An 18,178-nucleotide genomic window follows, 5' to 3' on the forward strand; every position below is an offset into this window, starting at 1 on the left:
TTTTGTTATTTTTCCTGTTTCTGATCCACAAACCAAACTTATTATGATCAACACTATACTCATTGATGATGATTATCCTGTTTTGAAATCAATAGAGAAGCGGCTTCAACAGATTGATGGATTGAACGTATTACGGGCTTTTACGGATATCGCTGCAGCGCTCGCTTTTCTTAGGTCTTATGGTAAAATTGATTTGATATTCTGTGATATTGAAATGCCCGATTTAAATGGTGTAGAGGCGGCTCCCTTGTTACGGCCTTATTGCCAACGTTTTGTTTTTTTAACCGGTCATAAAGAATATGCCCTAGCGGCTTTTGGAGTACATGCGGATGGTTATTTACTAAAGCCTGTGGATAAAAAGGAGGTATTAAAAGAGATGGCCGAACTTGAACGGGGGCCGAATGGCGTAGCGACTGATGCATTGATGGGCCATTGTTTGGTAGTGAAAAATAAGGGCAATAAAGAGCAGCAGCTTATTGCCATAGCAGATATTATTTGTATCAAAGCTTATGGGCATTATGTGAACCTTTTTTGTAAGAGAAGCCGGGAACCTATTTTGCATCGGGATACGCTGGATAATATGGAACTGTTCTTGAAGCGCTTTGGCGGTTTTTTGCGTACGCACCGATCTTATATTGTTGCGGTCAACGCTATTATAAAGATACAGGAGATGTCAGTGGTTTATTTAACCGATGGAGTAAAGGCGAATATCAGTCGCAGTTACAGCGCACAGGTAAAGGAATGGCTGCATAAGCTGCAAACTAAGTGATGTTGGAAATACGGATATGCTTTTTAAGATTGCTGCAAAAAATAAATGGACGCTTGGCCGGAGGGCTGCTGATGCATGTATTGGTATGGCTCTGTTTTATGGTTGTGAGCACCCAACTGCTTGGCTTTGAAAGCGGTTACAGTAAGAATGTGTGGAACAGTGTACTCTTTTTTAGCATACAGATCTTTTTCTTTTATGCCAATAGTTACTATTGGTTGCCCAAAGTGTTTAGTGTTGAAAAGGGAAAAGTGCGGCGTTTTATCTGGTTATTGGTGGCGCAAATTTTTTGTTTGGTAGTGTTTCTCGTGGTAATAAGCATGCTTTTTGGAAACCTGCGAATTTCTTTTGCCGGTTCTTTTAACGATTGGTTGTTAATACCCTATAACCTATCTGCTTTTGTGTTGCCTTTTTTGGCTTATTGGCCATTCAGCACGGGGTATTATTATTTGGTACAGAGCAAAGCGATAAGCGCCGAAAACAGGCGCTTAAGACATGAGACTATGCTGTTATCACAACGTTGGTTAAAGGCCGAATTGAACCCGCATTTTATGAATAACTGCTATCATTTTTTGGATGGCCTAATGCTCATTGATGTTAAAAAGGCCGAGGAGGGGCTCGTTCTGATACAGGATATGATGCAATATTATCTACTGGTACCTAAGGATGGTTTTATAGAAGTTAAAAACGAGCTGGATCAGTGTAAACGTTTGATGAAGCTGTATCGGCTTCGTTATGGTGACATCTTCGTTTCTGTACAGATGGAAGAAGAGGTAGCGCACTTGCCTTGCCTGCCGATGTGTTTAGTGCTATTGATGGAAAATATGTTAAAATATGGCGTTGTCAACCAAAAGGAGGAAGCGGCTGAACTGAGATTGACTTATAAGGGTGGCGTGCTGGAAATTACGACTTTTAATAAGATTCGCCGTTTAAGACAAAAGCCGCTAGCAAGTACGAGTAGGGGCTTGGCTAATTTAGAGAGCCAGTTGCAACATTTTTATCCAAATGCTTTCGTTTTAAGCAGAAAAGAGGAGAATGGGATTTATCGATTACAGTTGCGGATTTGGGGGGTAAATTGTTGAGTAGTAGAGTCGTTGAGTAGTTAATTAGGTTTATTAGTGATGAATTATGAGTGCTGAATTTAGGCCTATATCTTATTCCTTATAGCCTACACCCCCACCGCCTCTTGCTAAGTACGGATTTATTCCTTAAAATTATTGCTAATAAAATAGAGTGTTAATTCATAAACCTAAAGGACCGTCTTTTGGGGTAGATGGTTTGGCTCACCCTGTGTGGTTTAGCAAAATCCGCAGAACAACATGAAGCAATTAAACCTAATTTATCAATCTTTAAAAACAATTGAACGCTTATTGGAAGAGACCTTAGCCAAGCATGAAACACAGGAGCTAGATAATCTGAATGATTATTTGGATAAAGAACAGGTATTAAAGTACTTTAAAATTACCGATAGTACTTACTATCGTTGGATAGCGATGGGCCGATTGAAACCGTATGGACCAAATGGAGCGTTACGTTTTAAGAAAGAAGATCTGCTAAAGCTTATGGAGCAGCGACGATATCGCGAACGAATGTGATTTCTCTGACTGTCCGTTGATAGTGGTTTCAGTGCAGTTCGGCGCATATGGATACCAGACAATGGTTTGGACAATGAGTTTTCCAATCGTTGTTCGACGGTTCTCCCACTGTTCTTCGACAGTGCTTCGACAATAAGCGGAGGCTTGTCGGAGCACTGTCGAAGCCTTGTCGGAAAAATCTCGCAGCAGTGTGGGAGATGGTATTTTGTAGGGTTGAAATGCTGTTGGGGGGGTGTGAGATTTCTCCGCTGCACTTTGTTCCGGTCGAAATGACAGGGAGGGAACAGATTTCTCCGCTTCACTTCGTTGCGGTCGAAATGACATTAACGATTGTCATATCGAGTGGAGCATAGCGGAATCGAGATATCTCGCTACCACAGTTTTATTTCTTCCCAGAGATCTTTCCAGCTAGGATTTAATTTATAAATCAAAGCTTCCTTTTTACTCCTGCTCCATTTCTTTAGTTGCTTTTCTCTTGCGATAGCCTCTTCAATTCGAGCGAAGGACTCATAATAAATACAGATATTTAAGTTATAGAGAGCAGAAAATGAATTGGGGTAAAATTTTATTTTATGCTGATAAACTCTATTTCGAAGATTAGACGTTACTCCAATATACAGGGTTGTTCTGTTTTTATTTGTTAGTATGTAAACGCAGCCACCATATTGCATAATCGAAGATTGTTAGTTAGGTTCTAAATTAATAAATTCTGCGCTACGGTAGATTTCTCCACTGCACTTCATTGCGGTCGAAATGACAAGGAGGGAACAGATTTCTCCGCCACACTTTGTTCCGGTCGAAATGACATAGCGGAATCGAACCGACCGTAGGGAGTCATGAATGCCATTGAAAACTGGCACTAGTGAATAAATATCTCATATCACCCCAATTACTCCCATATCCACCCATTTTATCCCATTAATACTTCTGTCTAACACACGATATTATGTTTGCTGCATGGATACGAAAATACCGGTATAAGAAGCGTATTCGATAACAAGATGGTTAAACTTTAAAATTAAAATTATGGCAACGTACAAACAGGGCGTCAATGGCATGTTCTCTGGCAAAGCAGGTAGTGTAATCGGCAGCAACTGGCGTAGCATCGGCTACCTCCGTGGTCTGTCGCGCTTTAAATCTAAATCCAACTCCCCCAAACAGGCGGCACAGCGCGCTCGTTTTGGAATGGCTGTTTCTTTCCTAAGGCCTATGAAAACTGTATTGAATATCGGTTTTAATGATAAGGGAAATAACCGAAGCACTGGCTATAACCAGGCAATGCGCAGTTTTATGGCCAATGCGGTTACGGGAGAGTACCCGGATTTTGCAATTGATTTTTCAAAAATTGAGATTAGCAAAGGGGCTTTGGAAAAGTTGATCGGTATGCAGGTTGTTTCCAGTACGGCTAACACGTTCAACTTTACCTGGGTAGATACCAGTGCCGTTTCTGAAATGGGACATGTAGACGATCAGGTTTTTATCTTACTCTATAATCAAACGGAAGACACCTTCACCACTTTCCGCAATGCGCTACGGCAAGAGCAGGAACTGACTTTGGAACTACCGGCCGTGTTTTCGGGCAATACCTTTCATCTCTATGCTTTTGCGTTGGATAGGGACGGAAAACAAGCTTCTAACAGTCAATACCTCGGTCAGCTCGAATTAGCCTAAGCATGATCCCTGGAAGAGCAGCCTTGTGCTGCCTTCTTTTAAACATGCGTGCAGTTCAGTCGACGGTTAGTTAAGTCGTTGAGTTGTTGAATAGTTAAGTTGTAAAATAATAGCAGGGGCAGTCGCGGTGGCAAGTGCGAGCCTATAGCATAAAGCTGATAGCTGACATCCGAAAGCCTGAAATAATTAGCCAATGTGATGATGAGCCAATGTGATGGCTGGATAGTAGCAGTGGCAGTAGCAGCAGTGCCTAATAGCGTCTAACGCTTATAGCCTACAGCATAAAGCCGAAAGCTGACTGCTGATGGCTGAGAGCTAACGCCTAATTTCTAACCCCTAAAAACTAAATAACATGATTAAATTATTAAGAATCGCCGAAGGCACGAATACAACCCTCGGCCAGTTATACATCAATGATCTCTTCCAATGCTATATTCTGGAAGATAAGATACGGGATGAGAAAATCCCAGGTGAAACAGCCATCCCGGCCGGAACGTATCAACTGGGTTTGAATAAGTTGGCAGGTATGAATGCCAAATACCAAAGTCGATATAGTTCCATGCATAAGGGCATGGTGGAAATTAGGGGTATCCCGAATTTTACTTTGGTGTTCTTCCATATTGGCAATTACCATACGGATACTAGAGGTTGCCTATTAACGGGAAGCTATTATCAGCTCATTGATGGTGACTACCGGGTACTGCATTCGGCGGATGCGTATAAACGGGTGTACCCTTTATTAGCGGAAGGTGCTGAGGAGGGGAGTAGTTTGATAATTAGCCAATGTGATAATTAGCCAATGTGATAATTAGCCAATGTGATAATTAGCCAATGTGATAATTAGCCAATGTGATAATTATTCGTAAGTGTTTACTTTTTCGGCACTCATAGGAGCTCCCTACGGTCGGTTAGCCAATGTGATGGCTGGATAGTAGCAGTAGCAGCAGTGCTTAATAGCGTCTAACGCTTATAACCTACAGCATAAAGCCGAAAGCTGACTGCTGATGGCCGAGAGCTAACCCCTAATTCCTAACCCCTAAAAGCTAAATAACCATGAAACCGAGATGTAAATAACATTGACACACGGGGGCAATGATTATTGACAAGTGTTTACATTTTCAGGTGTCAATGAGCTTCGCTGCCGCTTCGGTTATTTACTCGAGCTCTCATCAACCATTAAAAAGAAAATAAACGGATGAAATCATTAGAATTAATAACCTTATTAGGTACGATCATCAGTATTTTATTATCAATCATAGCCTATTTCTTAAAGCAGTTACACGGAAATTTCCGAAAAATGGAACAGGATGTAGCTTTAATGAAAGCAAGCATACAACTCTTGAAAGCGGATTTAAAAGCGAACTATAATTTACTGCGACAGCGGATGGAGTTTCTTGAAGAGAGGAGGAGTGATTGAGTAGCTTTTTATAAGTGATGAATTATGAGTGAAGTTTTTAGTTGCGCGTTGTGAGTTGCCAGTTGCGAGAGCCTAACGCTTATAGCCTACAGCGTAAAGCTGACAGCTGACATCCGAAAGCCGGAAATAAATGATGAGTGATGCCTGCCTGCCGGTAGGCAGGAATTTTGAATGATGAATGAAGTTTTTAGTTGCCAGTTGCGAGAGCCTAACGCTTATAGCCTACAGCGTAAAGCCAACAACCAATAACCAACAACGAACAACTAATAACCAATAACGAATAACTAGTAACGAATAACCAATAACGAAAATGGACGAAATAACAGAAAGAATCAAATCCCCAACACCGAAGTTCTTTAAAAAAATTAGAACGATCGGATTAACTTTAGGAGCGATAGGAGGGGCACTATTGGCTGCTCCGATCGCTTTACCGGCAACGGTAACTACCATTGCGGGTTACCTCGCTACAGCCGGTATTGTGGCTTCGGCGGTATCAAGCGTTACAAAAGAGGATAAGCCTTAGAAGTGAAAATGCCCGACTATATAGGTCGGGCATTTGCTTCTTCATGATAAACGTTAAACTTTGGTTTTCAAAACGTATGCGACGATTCAACCTTCTGATAGAAGATGGTAATTTTTGAGCGACCAGCTTAAAAGTGCGTTGTTCTCTTCTTCCAAATTGAGCTTCCTGCAGATTTTGTGGCGGTAATTTTTGACGGTATATGGACTTAGGTGTAACAGGGATGCGATTTCTTTAGTTGTTTTTCGATTCGCAATGAGCTTTAATATAGCTACTTCGTTGGTGCTAAGATGTTTTATGATAGGATTTGCTTCTTCGATTCGAAGACTTAATTTTTCTTGCATTTGTTTAACTGTGGGCAAAATACCTGCATATAAGCGGCCTTCGTCTAAAGGCTTAATAATGTAGTTAGCCGGTTCAAGCTCAAACGCACGGTTAATCATTTGCATCGACTGATAGGAAGTGATAAATATAAGTTCGAAGTTATGGCGCTTCTTCAATTGATGCATTAGGGCGATGCCGTTCATTCGGTCGTTCAGCTCAATATCGCACAAAATCAGATGGGGTTGAAAGGTGGGAACGAGTAATTCTACTTCATCGATGGATAGTGCAATGGCTGTTTCAAAGCCGTAGCTGTTTTGCAATTGTTTTTCAATGAAACGGGCAATGATAACTTCGTCTTCAATGATTAGAATGCGCATGTAATGAAAGTTTGGGAAAAGTGAAAATAAAATTAAAACCGGATGTGTGCTGTATGGTGACAGTGCCCTTTAGCTGCCTTGTTAAATCTTCAATCAATGTAATCCCCATGGATTCACGGAGACGTAGATGGGATGCTCCTTTGCCGTTATCTCTATATATAAATTGGATATGCTCGAGCGATGACAGCAAAGTGAGGTGGATAATAGGCTGCGGATGGTGAGAAGTAAAGGCATGTTTAAACGCGTTTGTGATTAGTTCTGTTACGATCAGCCCAAAAGGAAGGGAAGCCGTCGGTGGAACGGAAATATCCGCTGGAATATCATGCCGAATTTGGACTTTCTCTGCAGGATCGTAAATTTGTTGCAAATGCTGTTTGATTTCATCAACCAGTAAAAGATAGGGAAGTGAGTACCCTTCTCGGTAGATATTCAAATGCTCGTTAACTAAAATCATAGCCCGAATGCGCCCGCGCATCTCGTTAAGTATGTCCTTTGTTTTTTGATTTTGGGCACGTGGTAGTTGAAGCGTGCTTAAACTGTAAAGCATTTGAAGATTGTTTTTGACACGATGATTCAATTCATCCATAAGCGTTTCGATATGGTTTTTTTTGGTCACCAGCTCTACCTGCTGCAGTTGCAGTGTTCGGTTTGCTTTCTGGAGTGCGAGGGTACGTTCTTCTACTTTGCGTTCGATAAGTGTATGCTGCTGCTTACTCAACACGTTTAATTGTTCTAATGCCTTAATCTTTTCCGTCTCATGTATCCTCAGTTTTTGATTCAATCCGGTTAGAAAAAGAATTGTGATGAGCATGATTGCTGTTTTCGTAATGAGCGGTGCGTAAAGGAAGCTTTGTTCGCTAAAAAGCAAGGAACTCACCACAATGGCCACAGCAGCAAGCGCAAATACGAAAATACCATATACTAAATAAAACTGACTGCTATCTAATTTACGCCAAAGCATGAAAAGCATAAGACTTATATAGCATAGATGAATAGCCGAAAAAGCTAGATTGAACTGATTGGTTAAGTAATAGTTTGATGTCAAATAATTATGACCAATGGCTAAGGCAGAAAAAATCAAAATGCCGACTTTAATATAATGCCCGAAAGCGTAAAATATAGGTGCATTTTTCTTCATGTCCAAAAAGTCTATCATTAGTAGATAGAAACCAACTATGCCAATATGTAAAAATAGCGGAACTAAGAGCCAGCCTAGCTCGGGCATTGTTGGAAAGGCCAAATCAATAAAAGCAGGTTGTAAAGAGAAACTATAGAGACCAACACCTAATATAAATAGAAATACCCACAAGAAAGGCCGATAACGATTGATGAGCCACGATAGGCCGGCATAGCAAGATAAAACCGCAATAGCACCTTGCAACCATGCGTTTGTTAAATCAATGCTTCGGTGATAGGTTAAATAATTGTACCTCGACTGCAGTTCAAAGTCGATGATGGGGGGATATCTTTTGGTATGTTTTACTTTTAGTAATAAAATATAGTTGCCTTTGGGCACTAAGTTGATATTAAAGTTAAAGCGACCATCGCCGACGGCAATTTCGGCCTGTGAGCGGAAAGCTCCGCCTTTATGGTACAAAAGTAGCTTGCCTTGCTTGAATTGATATAAGTCGGTAAAGGTCAAATTACTATAATTAATTACGAAATGCCTGTCGGTAAGATTATTGGCCGTGCGTAGCTCAACTTTTAGCCAAAAAGTATGCGTTGGGTCTTTCAGCCGGAGATCCGCCAACGGCTTGAATAAATGCGAATCTTGTATAAGCTTTGTGGGACTCAGCGTGTCAAACGGGTCTTCAACCACTGTAATAAAGCGAGAAAGGGCGATCGCTTTCTCTAGCGAATCGTTTGAAAGGTACAAGGTCTCTGCAGCACCGGCAAAGGGAGGTATCATTGCTACAGACATCAAAAAACCTGCGATAAAGGTTGCAAGCGAAGGCATATTGCAAATATTGCAATTTACTGCGACAAGTGCTGCGAATTTTGCGCTAAATAGTGAAATTATGTGAAAATAGAACCCTGGGGTCTCTAGCTTTGCATAAAGCTGAACCCTAATTTTGTGCCTTCAAATGGAGCTATTTTGTGAGTAAAATAGTTCAATGCAAACATCGGAAATTGGTGCTGATAAAGTATAGTTCATTTTGTTCATTTTTTTAGCATACCAAATCACGCGAAAACCGACAGGAAGTAATCTTCGAAATAACAAATAGTCAACCATGCAATCCAAAACAACCCCTGCTAATGAAGCAAGATGTCCAAAATGTAATAATCTCACGGACTATCGCATTCCACGAAGTGTCTTTGTGAAAACCATTCTCCCTTTCTATAAAAGAAGATTTTGGTGCCCTAAATGCGGTAACCGCTTTTACACGACAAATTAGCCGATAATTAATGCCGAAACGTTTTTTACAATCTAAAAATTATGATTTCATTTTTTACAAAAAGTAATACTTTAATGGTTCCTCCTGCGGAATTATTCGATACGGATATCAGTCTGTATATTGGAGAGACACTTCTACCTGCTGAAGATTTAGTCAGTGCAACTACAATTGTCGATGGTTTGGCGATGTTGGGATACAGCGAACTCATTTTACCGATTGCCGATCATCAACGCAAAGTCAATTTATCTCCTTGTGAGCGGATAACAATTGTAAAATCTCCCTTTATTAACTTATATACCGTTGCTAAAAAAACGGAGCTTGCGTGGCTAAAACTTGCGGATCAAAAAACAGAATTTGTTTTCCTTAATTGGGTACCCTCTTTCAATTGGCTTGTTACAGATTTAATATCGCAGATACGGGAGTGCCAACTCACACCCGTTTTTATCGAACTGCAATATAATTTAGAGTTTGACAAGCGTATTTTTCGACGCCTAAAAGATAAAGGTGCATTGTTTTGTGGGAACTTAATGGGAATCACCGGAAAATACGGTTACCAAGCTGCCAAAACAATGCGAACTCTTTTGAAATATGGTTTGTTAGACCTCATGGAAAGCGGTGTATGTGGCGAAGATGACGTCGCTGCATTGAAAGAGCTAAAATTAGACCGAAATACTTATGAGCTTTTTGAGCAGACCTCGTTTCAGAACGCCTATGTAAACAAGGGTTTCACAAGTGAAGGGCTTTACCCAATTTTCAATGGATTTTAACGGCCTTTTTTTGGGAGGGCTTGCTGGCCAGAGTTCCGCCATATAGGTGTGTTCTGGCCGTTTTCATTGACTTTGATTTCAAAAATTATTGCTATTTGGGCGCCATATTTAGCCGAAACCAATAACACCTACGGTGCCATGTGAAAGGAGAAACAATTGCACAGCTTCGAAAAGGGGATGAGCAAGCTTTTGAACGGATGGTGAATGGAAATGAGGTTTCGCTGAGAATTGAAAATCGGACCTTCGCCCCTTACAATTACCTTTGGCCTTTTCACCAGACGGTATTGCGGGTAGAGCCGGATTTAAAGCAAAACCCGGGGTATTGACAGGGTGAGGGAGTTGTGAGTAGTTAATAGTTAACGGGAACGGGGAGTAGTGTATCGTTTCCTGCTCACAATTTCCCTTGTTCACTATTTGTGAGTAGTTAATAGGGAGTAGTGAGTATGACAGGTTCCCATGCTCACAGGTTCACTGGTTATACGTTTTTTCTAGTTGGTTAATAGAAACTCATTCGCATTTATAATCAATATATCGTGATAGGGGTTTAATGTAAGCAGGTCCTTATCTCCGGTAATAATTGCTTTCGCCTTTACCGTCAAAGCTAATTCAAGAAATTTATTGTCTTTCTCATCCCTACAATCGGTTATGGTATATTTAGGACTAATATGCTTTACTACAAATTCGAACTCCTCAATAATTTCCAGTCGTAAATCCAAGGGTATATATTTATCAAATTTTGGCCGTACTAGAACACCATTGAATTCGTCCAGTGTCTCTTTTGAGACAACAATTTGACCTGATATTCTAGCTTTATCGAATGCTTTTCGGGCAACGGAATCAGGAAGTATAATCGCACTAATTAATGTATTTGTGTCTAAAATATAAAAATCAGTCTTCTTCATTCAATAAATTGTTCAACTCATCTTCTGTGAGCCCATTTTTGGCTGCAACTTTTCCAGCCTTATTTAAAAGCCTTTCGAACTCGACTTCTTTCATTTCCTTTAATATTGACGCAATCTTTTTTTCATATTTGGCCTTTAACGATGGAGTGGTGTTTCTCCAAACTTTAGCTAGAGATGAGTCAACTTCTAATACTATCCTGTCCATAACCTTCTACCTTTAAATACAAACAAATATACTCAATTCTTTTTAATAGGGAATGGTTAAATTGTTGAGTAGAGGAGTGAGCTTCCTACGGTCGGTTAGCTAATGTGGTTCCCATGCTCACAGGTTCCCATGTTCACTGAGGAGTTGTGAGTAGGGAATAGTGAGTATGACGGGTTCCCTTGTTCACTATTTGTGAGTAGTTAATAGGGAGTAGTTAGTAGTTAATAGGGAGTAGTTAGTAGTTAATAGGGAGTAGTTAGTAGTTAATAGGGAGTAGTTAGTAGGGAGTAGTTAATAGGGTCTCGTTCCCTGCTAACCGGTTCCCTTGTTCACTATTTGTGAGTAGGTAATAGGGAGTAGTTAGTAGTTAATAGGGAGTAGTTAGTAGTTAATAGGGAGTAGTTAGTAGTTAATAGGGAGTAGTTAGTAGTTAATAGGGAGTAGTTAATAGTGGAAATGCCAGGCTCCCTATTAACCGGTTCCCTTGTTCACTATTTGTGAGTTGTGAATAGGGAGTAGTTAGTAGGGAGTAGTTAATAGGGTCTCGTTCCCTGCTAACCGGTTCCCTTGTTCACTATTTGTGAGTAGGTAATAGGGAGTAGTTAGTAGTTAATAGGGAGTAGTTAGTAGGGAGTAGTTAATAGGGTCTCGTTCCCTGCTAACCGGTTCCCTTGTTCACTATTTGTGAGTAGGGAATAGGAAATAGTTAAATTGTAGAGTAGAGGAATTTGGAGTTTTGAATAGTATTTGCAGATGCTAAATTAGGGGTAGGATTCTTATTCTCTTTTTATATTCGTCGATAATAATTAATGCACCATTTGTTAGTATCTCAAGATGTTCTGTTAATACTGATACAATCATTGACCTAAGATTTTTTACAGTTACGTCTTGCGTTCTGACTTGTATTACGCTTGGTTTTATGGCTCCGGTAAGCGCCAAGGCAGTTCCAAAATCTAAATCATGCGTAAAAATAATACAATCATTGTTCTGTGCCCAGCTTATAAGTTCTTTGTCGGGCGCATTAAATCTGCCGACCGTGGACCAATGTATTGCCGTTATACCGCTCTTTGCTAACTCATCAACCCATTCGGGAGATAAGTTCATGTCAACTAGCACTTTCATGCTATAGCTAAAGGTACTTCAATTTCTTCTGAGCGCCAAGCTGCATAGGCTAGTGCTTCCTTTAAATCTTCAATTTGGAGGTAGGGGTACATTTTCAAGATATCCTCATTAGAATATCCTGAGGCTAATAAGCCAATTATAGTACCAACCGTTACCCTTACACCTTTTATGCAAGGCTTCCCTCCCATTACAGCTGGATCTAGTACTATGCGTTCTAAATTTTTCATCCGTTTAATTTTTTTATTGGCGATGAAGCTGTCATGATCTAATCATTCCATTGTGTGATTTTTGCGGATTATGACGGTTTCATCTTAATTAATTGTTCATTATCGAATATGAAGTTTAAATATCGTTCTAATGCAAATATACTCAATTCTTTTTAATAGGGAATAGTTAGTAGGGAGTAGTTAATAGTGTCTCGTTCCCTGCTAACCGGTTCCCTTGTTCACTATTTGTGAGTTGTGAATAGGGAGTAGTGAATAGGGAGTAGTTAGTAGTTAATAGGGAGTAGTTAGTAGGGAGTAGTTAATAGGGTCTCGTTCCCTGCTAACCGGTTCCCTTGTTCACTATTTGTGAGTAGGTAATAGGGAGTAGTGAGTATGGCAGGTTCCCTGCTAACAGGTTCCCTTGTTCACTATTTGTGAGTAGGGAATGGTTAAAAACCCTAACTTAAAACGTAAAACTTATAACTAGCACAGGTTATGTGCCATTGAAAGCTGATCGTAACTTAATCTGGAACGAGCGTGATTTTTTCATCATAAAGTGTATCTTTGACGTTCGAGAAGGATGTATGACTGACCAACCTAACGTGCAACTAAAATACTTGTGGGATCAAGTATGCTTTTCGAATGATATCAAATCGTTCGAACTTCTCTTTCTTCAGTTGAACCGTAACCTCATCAATTTTTGCCATACCATCATTCATCATGAACATGCTGCGGAAGAAATTGTTTCCGATGTATTTGTTGCCTGCTGGAATAAAAGGGCCGAATTACAGCATGTCACAAATCCGAAAGCTTACCTCTTTATGGCAGTAAAAAACCGGGCGCTGAATCATGTGAAGCAATACTCTCATTTGCAATTACAAACCAGTCTAACAGATGAAGTGATATTGGTAGACACGAGTAATCCGAACAGCGAACTCGAAAAAAAAGAGTTCTTTATGAAAATGGATGGTATCATTGCCCGCTTACCGACACAAACCTTGCTCGTTTTTCGTTTGATCAAGGAGGATGGCATGAAATACCAGGAAGTGGCCGATCTGTTAGACATCTCTCCAAGAACAGTGCAAACCCATATGCGCCGGGCAATTCAAAAATTACGGGAATGGCTACAAGCTTATAATAAACGGGATTACTTTGCTACAAAGAATAAGCTTTTTACATTGCTTTTTTTATTTCTTGCCTCTTGGGGTATTAGGTATTAGCTGTGAGTAGGGAAGTAGTTGAGTAGTTGAATAGTTGCAGTAGCAGAAATCCTACCTTAGACCTATAACCTATAACATAAAACTTATAACTTTTTTTTTCTTTCTTGTACGCATTTCCTGTCAAAAAACTGTCTGTTAAAATACGGACCGATTTTTTATTTGAATCTCTTCCATTTTATTTTATGCTGCATCAACGATTTGAGTATTTATTAGCAAAGGAACTGAGTGATCAACTGACTGTGGAAGAAGCCGCTGAGCTTAAGGATTTATTGGAAAGTAGCAGCGAACTGAAGGCGGAATATCAGCTGCTACATCAGTATTGGAATCGTAAGGAAACGTCTAGTGAGCGCGATAAAGACTTGTTTAATAAAGTGCTGAGTAAGATAGAGTCGCCAGCTGCTCCTAAAAAGCTAATCCCGAGTTTTTTATGGCGTTTAACGGCAGCGGCAGCCGTGCTCGTTCTGGTTTCTTTAGCCTTTTGGTTCTATCAGATGGCGTGGAACCCGGATCAGGAGGTTTCTACAGCGAATCAGCAACGGACCTGGGTACTGGAAGATGGCACGAGCGTTACCTTGAATGCGGCGAGCAGCTTAACTTATCCAAAGACGTTCGATTCGCTCACGCGCGAAGTTTACTTAGTAGGTGAAGCTTTCTTCAAAGTGGCGAAAGATGAGAAACGTCCCTTTATTGTGCGTACACTCCATGCACATTTGAAAGTTTTGGGCACTTCCTTCAACCTGCGGGCTTATCCCGATGAAAATAAAACGGAAACCAGCTTGATTGAAGGGGCTGTAGAAGTGTCTTTGAAAGGTGAGGCAGAGAAAACGGTTCGCTTACAACCGTCGGAAAAGTTAACGATCTATAACCTGGTAGCCAAGGAGGCTGCTCCCTCCAAGCAGATAATCGAACGGTCCAGCATCTCTTTTTTTTATCCAAAAGACACGCTTTCAATCGAGACCAGTTGGCTGGATAATAAATTGGTGTTCAAGAATACGCCATTTGAAGAGTTGGCCCGTACATTGGAAAGAAAATATGGTGTCGAAATTGAATTTCAGGGAAAGCGGGCGCCTGCCTTGCGCTTTAATGCCGTCTTTGAGAAAGAAGATATCGGCCAGATCTTAAGAGCGCTGAAAATGGCCAGTAATTTTAGCTATCAACAAGCATCGGATAAAATAATGATATATGACTAATTTTTAACAACCACCTAAGTATGAACGAAACGATACCCCCAACCTAAAAAGTGAAAGCTGCGGCGGGCAGCTTCCACAAGATGTATAATTAAATCAAAATCACACCAGCTTTTTGGCGAAAGCTGGCTTTAACTTAATTCTAGTAAAAATATGATTTTTTTTTCGCACCTAAGTGGTGTTATTAGAAAGCGTTTGCTTTTTCAAATCCTAATAACCATGAAAGTTACTTTGATCCTGTTGCTGCTAGTGCAGCTCCAGGCATACTCAGCGGTGAAAGCGCAAAGCAGGGTATCGCTGAAGCTCAAATCGGCCAGCATTGCCGATCTGCTGAATGAACTGGAAACGAAGACGGATTTTCGTTTTGTCTTTAACCAGCATGCCGTCTTTACCCAAAATGATGTAACGATAACAGCTGAACAAGAGCCGGTTGTGAAAGTCTTAGATCGGGTGCTGGCTAAGAAGGGTATTTCTTATACCTTGTTGGAGAATAACCTGATCGTTATTAACGATCCCATGCAACAGCAAGCGGTAAGCGGTGTGGTGGTAGATGAAGCGGGGAACCCGCTGCCAGGCGTGAGCGTACGTGTTAAGGGGATAAACAGGGGAGCGGTGACGGACGCTAATGGCCGTTATCAGGTCGACATAGCGAATGGTGAGGTGTTGGTGTTTTCGTATGTGGGCTATGAAACGACTGAATTGGCTTATACCGGGCAAAAGGAACTGAGAACAGGGCTGCAGCTGGCAGCCGAGGGCTTAGATGAGGTAGTGGTTGTTGGCTATGGCACGCAGAAGAAAGTGAATTTGACCGGTTCGGTAGCGACTATTAAACAAGAGGATATCAGTAGACAACCCGTTGGGCAAGCATCTCAAGCCTTGCAAGGTTTGTCGGCCGGTTTAACAGTTACCACCAGTAGTGGGCAACCGGGGCGCGACCAAGGTGCATTGCGTATACGCGGCTTGGGAACCTTAAATGATAATAGTCCTTTGGTTTTAATCGATGGAGTTCGTTATGATAATACCATCAGCTTGAATGACATTGATGCCAACGATATTGAGTCGGTATCTGTTTTGAAAGATGCAGCCGCTGCTTCCATCTATGGGGTGCGTGCAGCAAATGGGGTGATTTTGGTAACCACTAAGAGAGGGGCTGCTAATAAGCCTCAGGTTAGCTATGGCAATTATTTTGGATGGCAAGAGGCCATTCGCACGCCGGATTTTGTGGGGGCGCAGGATTATATGCGGTTGGTGAATCTTATGTATACCAATTCGGGAGGATCTGAGCAGTTTACGCAAGATCGTATTAATGCCTATAATGACCCCAACCGGGATCCGATTGCTTATCCGGACAACAATTGGTACCAAGATGTGTTATCAGGATCGGGCTTCCAACAGCAACATAATGTATCGCTCAGCGGGGGAAGCGAAAAAACGAAATATCGATTTTCGGGCAATTATTTTGACCAGGCAGGGCTGGTGAAAAGCATGAATTTTGATCGCCTTACCTTACGCTTGAATACTGATTTCCAGATATCGGATAAGCTCGACTTCAATGCGGATCTTTCTGCCCGTATTGCCAACAGGGATGAACCGCAGGCACCTAGCGGAGATGCTGCCTGGTTTCAGTTTGGCCAAGCTTATTTGGTGACGCCGATCCAATCCAGCAAAGACGAGAATGGAAATTGGCGGGCTTTGCGGGGCGAAAATAATATGCTGCGCCTTCAGGAAGAGGGCGGTTTGTATAGTTTGAAAGATCAACTTTATACCAGCAATCTTCGCCTTAATTATCGTCCGGTTGAAGGTATGACTTTAAGTGCTATTGCATCGAATAATATGCAGACGATGTATAATAGTCAACATACGAAGCAGTTTACCTATGTTAATCTGGATGCACCAATCGGTCGGAACGACATCCGTAAGATTTATACAGGATACCGCAATGAGAACTATCAGGCTTTGGCCAATTACGAAAGAACCTTCTCCAAACACTATATCAAATTACTGGGTGGAGCTTCGTATTTAAATCAATATACGGACAATTTGAGTGGTATGCGACTCAATTTACCGAATGGCAACTTAAGCCAGATTGATGCCGGTGCCGCCGATGGTCAGGTAGCTACCGGTAGTGCGGAGCAATATACTTTAATCTCCTATTTCGGACGAGTCAATTATACGTTTAATGATAAGTATCTTTTTGAGGCAAACATTCGTCGGGATGGTTCTTCGCGCTTTTCAGATGGTGAACGCTGGGGATGGTTCCCTTCTGCTTCTGCCGGTTGGCGGATATCGCAGGAGAATTTCATGAAGAATGTTTCTTTTGTGCAGGATCTAAAGCTGAGGGCGTCGTATGGTGTCTTGGGTAATGATGCACTCGGCGGTGGAGCCTTAGGAGACAATATTGATGGTAATTATCCGTATCAATCCAACTACTTTTTAAATAGTTATCCGATAGGTGGTGTACTTTATCAAACCGCGGGTTTGCGGAATTATCCGAACAGTGGGCTTACCTGGGAAACCACCAATATTGCCAACTTTGGATTGGACTTTACCTTGTTCAAAAAACTGAATGTTACCTTCGATTACTTCGATAAGAGAACAAAGGACATTTTGTTCAACTTACCCATTCCTTCGTCGGTAGGCTTGGAGCCAACGGTACAAAACGCAGTTTCTGTCAAGAATTCGGGATGGGAGCTTGCTCTGAATTATCAAGACCAGTTGGGTGATGAATTTAAATACAGCATCGGTTTGAACGTTTCGGATGTACGTAATGAGATTACGGATCTGAAAGGAGCTGACCAGGTGACAATCAATAGCAATAATATTGCAACGGGTAATTTCGTCGGTAGGCCTATCAGTGCCTTTTACGGATATCAGGTGGCTGGCATTTACCAAACGGCTGAACAGGTTGCGCAGCATGCGGTTATTTCTCCGTCCGTTGGGCCGGGCGATTTGATCTACGAGGACCTGAATAATGATGGAGTTTTTGATATTGTGAATGACTTTACTTATTTGGGTAGCAATATTCCTCGTTATAATTACGGAATTAACTTGGGCGCATCGTATAAGAATTTTGATTTCAGTGCCTTTCTTCAAGGTGTTGGGAAGGTGGACGTCAATACGCTTAATATTGAAAAGGCTAGGGAAAACCTCGACGGTAATATTCGCAGTAATTGGTTAGATAGCTGGACACCGGAAAATACGGATGCGGCCTTCCCCCGGTTGATTACCTCTGCGGTAAACTATCAACCTTCGTCGTTCTGGGTTAAAAGTGGCGCCTATCTGCGGCTTAAGAATGTGTCGATTGGCTATCGGTTGCCTAAATCCATTTTAGCAAAAACATTTATCAGCAACTTGCGGATTTTCGCTACCGGCCAGAACCTGTTAACTTTTTCTTCTTTACCGAAAGATGTGGATCCGGAAGCACCGAATGATATTCGATACTATCCGCAGGTACGAACAATCACTTTTGGTTTAAACGCAAACTTTTAATATCCAGCAATAAC

The 18,178-nt window shown here is 41.3% G+C and carries 19 protein-coding genes; 12 read left to right on the forward strand and 7 right to left on the reverse strand.

The features are described from left to right. Positions 1 to 43: 43 nt before the first annotated feature. From ACH11B_RS09715 to ACH11B_RS09725, 3 genes are all read left to right on the forward strand, one after another. Positions 44 to 769, forward strand: a complete 726-nt coding sequence (locus ACH11B_RS09715) for a LytR/AlgR family response regulator transcription factor (RefSeq protein ID WP_377613621.1) — start codon at positions 44 to 46, stop codon at positions 767 to 769. A gap of 29 nt (positions 770 to 798) precedes the next feature. Beyond that, a complete protein-coding gene (locus tag ACH11B_RS09720; protein WP_377613620.1) occupies positions 799 to 1,848 on the forward strand; it encodes a sensor histidine kinase in 1,050 nt (349 codons plus the stop codon). A gap of 237 nt (positions 1,849 to 2,085) precedes the next feature. Then, positions 2,086 to 2,361: a helix-turn-helix domain-containing protein gene (locus ACH11B_RS09725; RefSeq protein WP_377613619.1), complete on the forward strand. Its 276-nt coding sequence runs from the start codon at positions 2,086 to 2,088 to the stop codon at positions 2,359 to 2,361. A gap of 371 nt (positions 2,362 to 2,732) precedes the next feature. Here the strand turns inward: ACH11B_RS09725 and ACH11B_RS09730 are convergent, their stop codons facing one another. Next, positions 2,733 to 3,032 carry a GIY-YIG nuclease family protein gene (locus tag ACH11B_RS09730; protein WP_013665147.1) on the reverse strand — a complete coding sequence of 100 codons (300 nt, stop codon included), beginning with the start codon at positions 3,030 to 3,032 and terminating at the stop codon, positions 2,733 to 2,735. 355 nt (positions 3,033 to 3,387) lie between these two features. On the opposite strand from ACH11B_RS09730, the gene ACH11B_RS09735 reads away from it, so the two are divergent. The 4 genes from ACH11B_RS09735 to ACH11B_RS09750 all read left to right on the forward strand — a co-directional run bounded on the left by ACH11B_RS09735 (position 3,388) and on the right by ACH11B_RS09750 (position 5,972). Beyond that, on the forward strand, positions 3,388 to 4,032 hold the full coding sequence (locus ACH11B_RS09735) for a DUF6266 family protein (RefSeq protein ID WP_013665148.1): 645 nt from the start codon (positions 3,388 to 3,390) through the stop codon (positions 4,030 to 4,032). A gap of 352 nt (positions 4,033 to 4,384) precedes the next feature. Continuing rightward, a complete protein-coding gene (locus ACH11B_RS09740) occupies positions 4,385 to 4,828 on the forward strand; it encodes a DUF5675 family protein (protein ID WP_013665149.1) in 444 nt (147 codons plus the stop codon). 399 nt (positions 4,829 to 5,227) lie between these two features. Continuing rightward, complete coding sequence (locus ACH11B_RS09745; RefSeq protein WP_013665150.1) at positions 5,228 to 5,449, forward strand: hypothetical protein; 222 nt, start codon at positions 5,228 to 5,230, stop codon at positions 5,447 to 5,449. 310 nt (positions 5,450 to 5,759) lie between these two features. After that, positions 5,760 to 5,972, forward strand: a complete 213-nt coding sequence (locus ACH11B_RS09750) for a hypothetical protein (RefSeq protein ID WP_377613618.1) — start codon at positions 5,760 to 5,762, stop codon at positions 5,970 to 5,972. Between the two features lie 86 nt (positions 5,973 to 6,058). On the opposite strand, the gene ACH11B_RS09755 is transcribed toward ACH11B_RS09750, so the two are convergent. Together ACH11B_RS09755 and ACH11B_RS09760 are read right to left on the reverse strand one after the other, a co-directional pair. Then, positions 6,059 to 6,670, reverse strand: coding sequence for a response regulator (locus tag ACH11B_RS09755; protein ID WP_377613617.1), 612 nt, complete (start codon positions 6,668 to 6,670; stop codon positions 6,059 to 6,061). After that, positions 6,651 to 8,627, reverse strand: a complete 1,977-nt coding sequence (locus tag ACH11B_RS09760; RefSeq protein ID WP_377613616.1) for a histidine kinase dimerization/phosphoacceptor domain -containing protein — start codon at positions 8,625 to 8,627, stop codon at positions 6,651 to 6,653. Before ACH11B_RS09760 ends, ACH11B_RS09755 begins: the two co-directional genes overlap by 20 nt. Before the next feature lie 480 nt (positions 8,628 to 9,107). On the opposite strand from ACH11B_RS09760, the gene ACH11B_RS09765 reads away from it, so the two are divergent. Then, positions 9,108 to 9,833 carry a hypothetical protein gene (locus ACH11B_RS09765; protein WP_377613615.1) on the forward strand — a complete coding sequence of 242 codons (726 nt, stop codon included), beginning with the start codon at positions 9,108 to 9,110 and terminating at the stop codon, positions 9,831 to 9,833. Between the two features lie 140 nt (positions 9,834 to 9,973). Next, a complete protein-coding gene (locus ACH11B_RS09770) occupies positions 9,974 to 10,159 on the forward strand; it encodes a hypothetical protein (protein ID WP_377613614.1) in 186 nt (61 codons plus the stop codon). Between the two features lie 162 nt (positions 10,160 to 10,321). Here ACH11B_RS09770 and ACH11B_RS09775 read toward each other — a convergent pair whose 3' ends face one another. The 4 genes from ACH11B_RS09775 to ACH11B_RS09790 form a co-directional block, all read right to left on the reverse strand. Next, positions 10,322 to 10,735, reverse strand: coding sequence for a putative toxin-antitoxin system toxin component, PIN family (locus tag ACH11B_RS09775; protein ID WP_377613613.1), 414 nt, complete (start codon positions 10,733 to 10,735; stop codon positions 10,322 to 10,324). Continuing rightward, positions 10,722 to 10,940: a hypothetical protein gene (locus ACH11B_RS09780; RefSeq protein ID WP_013665157.1), complete on the reverse strand. Its 219-nt coding sequence runs from the start codon at positions 10,938 to 10,940 to the stop codon at positions 10,722 to 10,724. The genes ACH11B_RS09775 and ACH11B_RS09780 overlap by 14 nt, the downstream gene beginning before the upstream one ends. Before the next feature lie 756 nt (positions 10,941 to 11,696). After that, complete coding sequence (locus ACH11B_RS09785; RefSeq protein ID WP_013665158.1) at positions 11,697 to 12,062, reverse strand: DUF5615 family PIN-like protein; 366 nt, start codon at positions 12,060 to 12,062, stop codon at positions 11,697 to 11,699. Then, positions 12,059 to 12,289 (reverse strand): DUF433 domain-containing protein, encoded by a 231-nt coding sequence (locus tag ACH11B_RS09790; protein ID WP_013665159.1) that lies wholly within the window; start codon positions 12,287 to 12,289, stop codon positions 12,059 to 12,061. The genes ACH11B_RS09785 and ACH11B_RS09790 overlap by 4 nt, the downstream gene beginning before the upstream one ends. Positions 12,290 to 12,852: 563 nt before the next feature. Here ACH11B_RS09790 and ACH11B_RS09795 point away from each other — a divergent pair. The 3 genes from ACH11B_RS09795 (at position 12,853) to ACH11B_RS09805 (ending at position 18,164) form a co-directional block, all read left to right on the forward strand. Next, positions 12,853 to 13,488 carry an RNA polymerase sigma-70 factor gene (locus ACH11B_RS09795; protein WP_377613612.1) on the forward strand — a complete coding sequence of 212 codons (636 nt, stop codon included), beginning with the start codon at positions 12,853 to 12,855 and terminating at the stop codon, positions 13,486 to 13,488. A gap of 182 nt (positions 13,489 to 13,670) precedes the next feature. After that, positions 13,671 to 14,678, forward strand: a complete 1,008-nt coding sequence (locus ACH11B_RS09800) for a FecR family protein (RefSeq protein WP_377613611.1) — start codon at positions 13,671 to 13,673, stop codon at positions 14,676 to 14,678. Positions 14,679 to 14,894: 216 nt separating this feature from the next. Then, positions 14,895 to 18,164 (forward strand): SusC/RagA family TonB-linked outer membrane protein, encoded by a 3,270-nt coding sequence (locus tag ACH11B_RS09805; RefSeq protein ID WP_377613610.1) that lies wholly within the window; start codon positions 14,895 to 14,897, stop codon positions 18,162 to 18,164. Positions 18,165 to 18,178: the final 14 nt, after the last annotated feature.

It is taken from the genome of Olivibacter sp. EAT-5, assembly GCF_044784325.1.
In the GTDB taxonomy this organism is placed as follows: Bacteria; Bacteroidota; Bacteroidia; order Sphingobacteriales; family Sphingobacteriaceae; genus Olivibacter; species Olivibacter oleidegradans.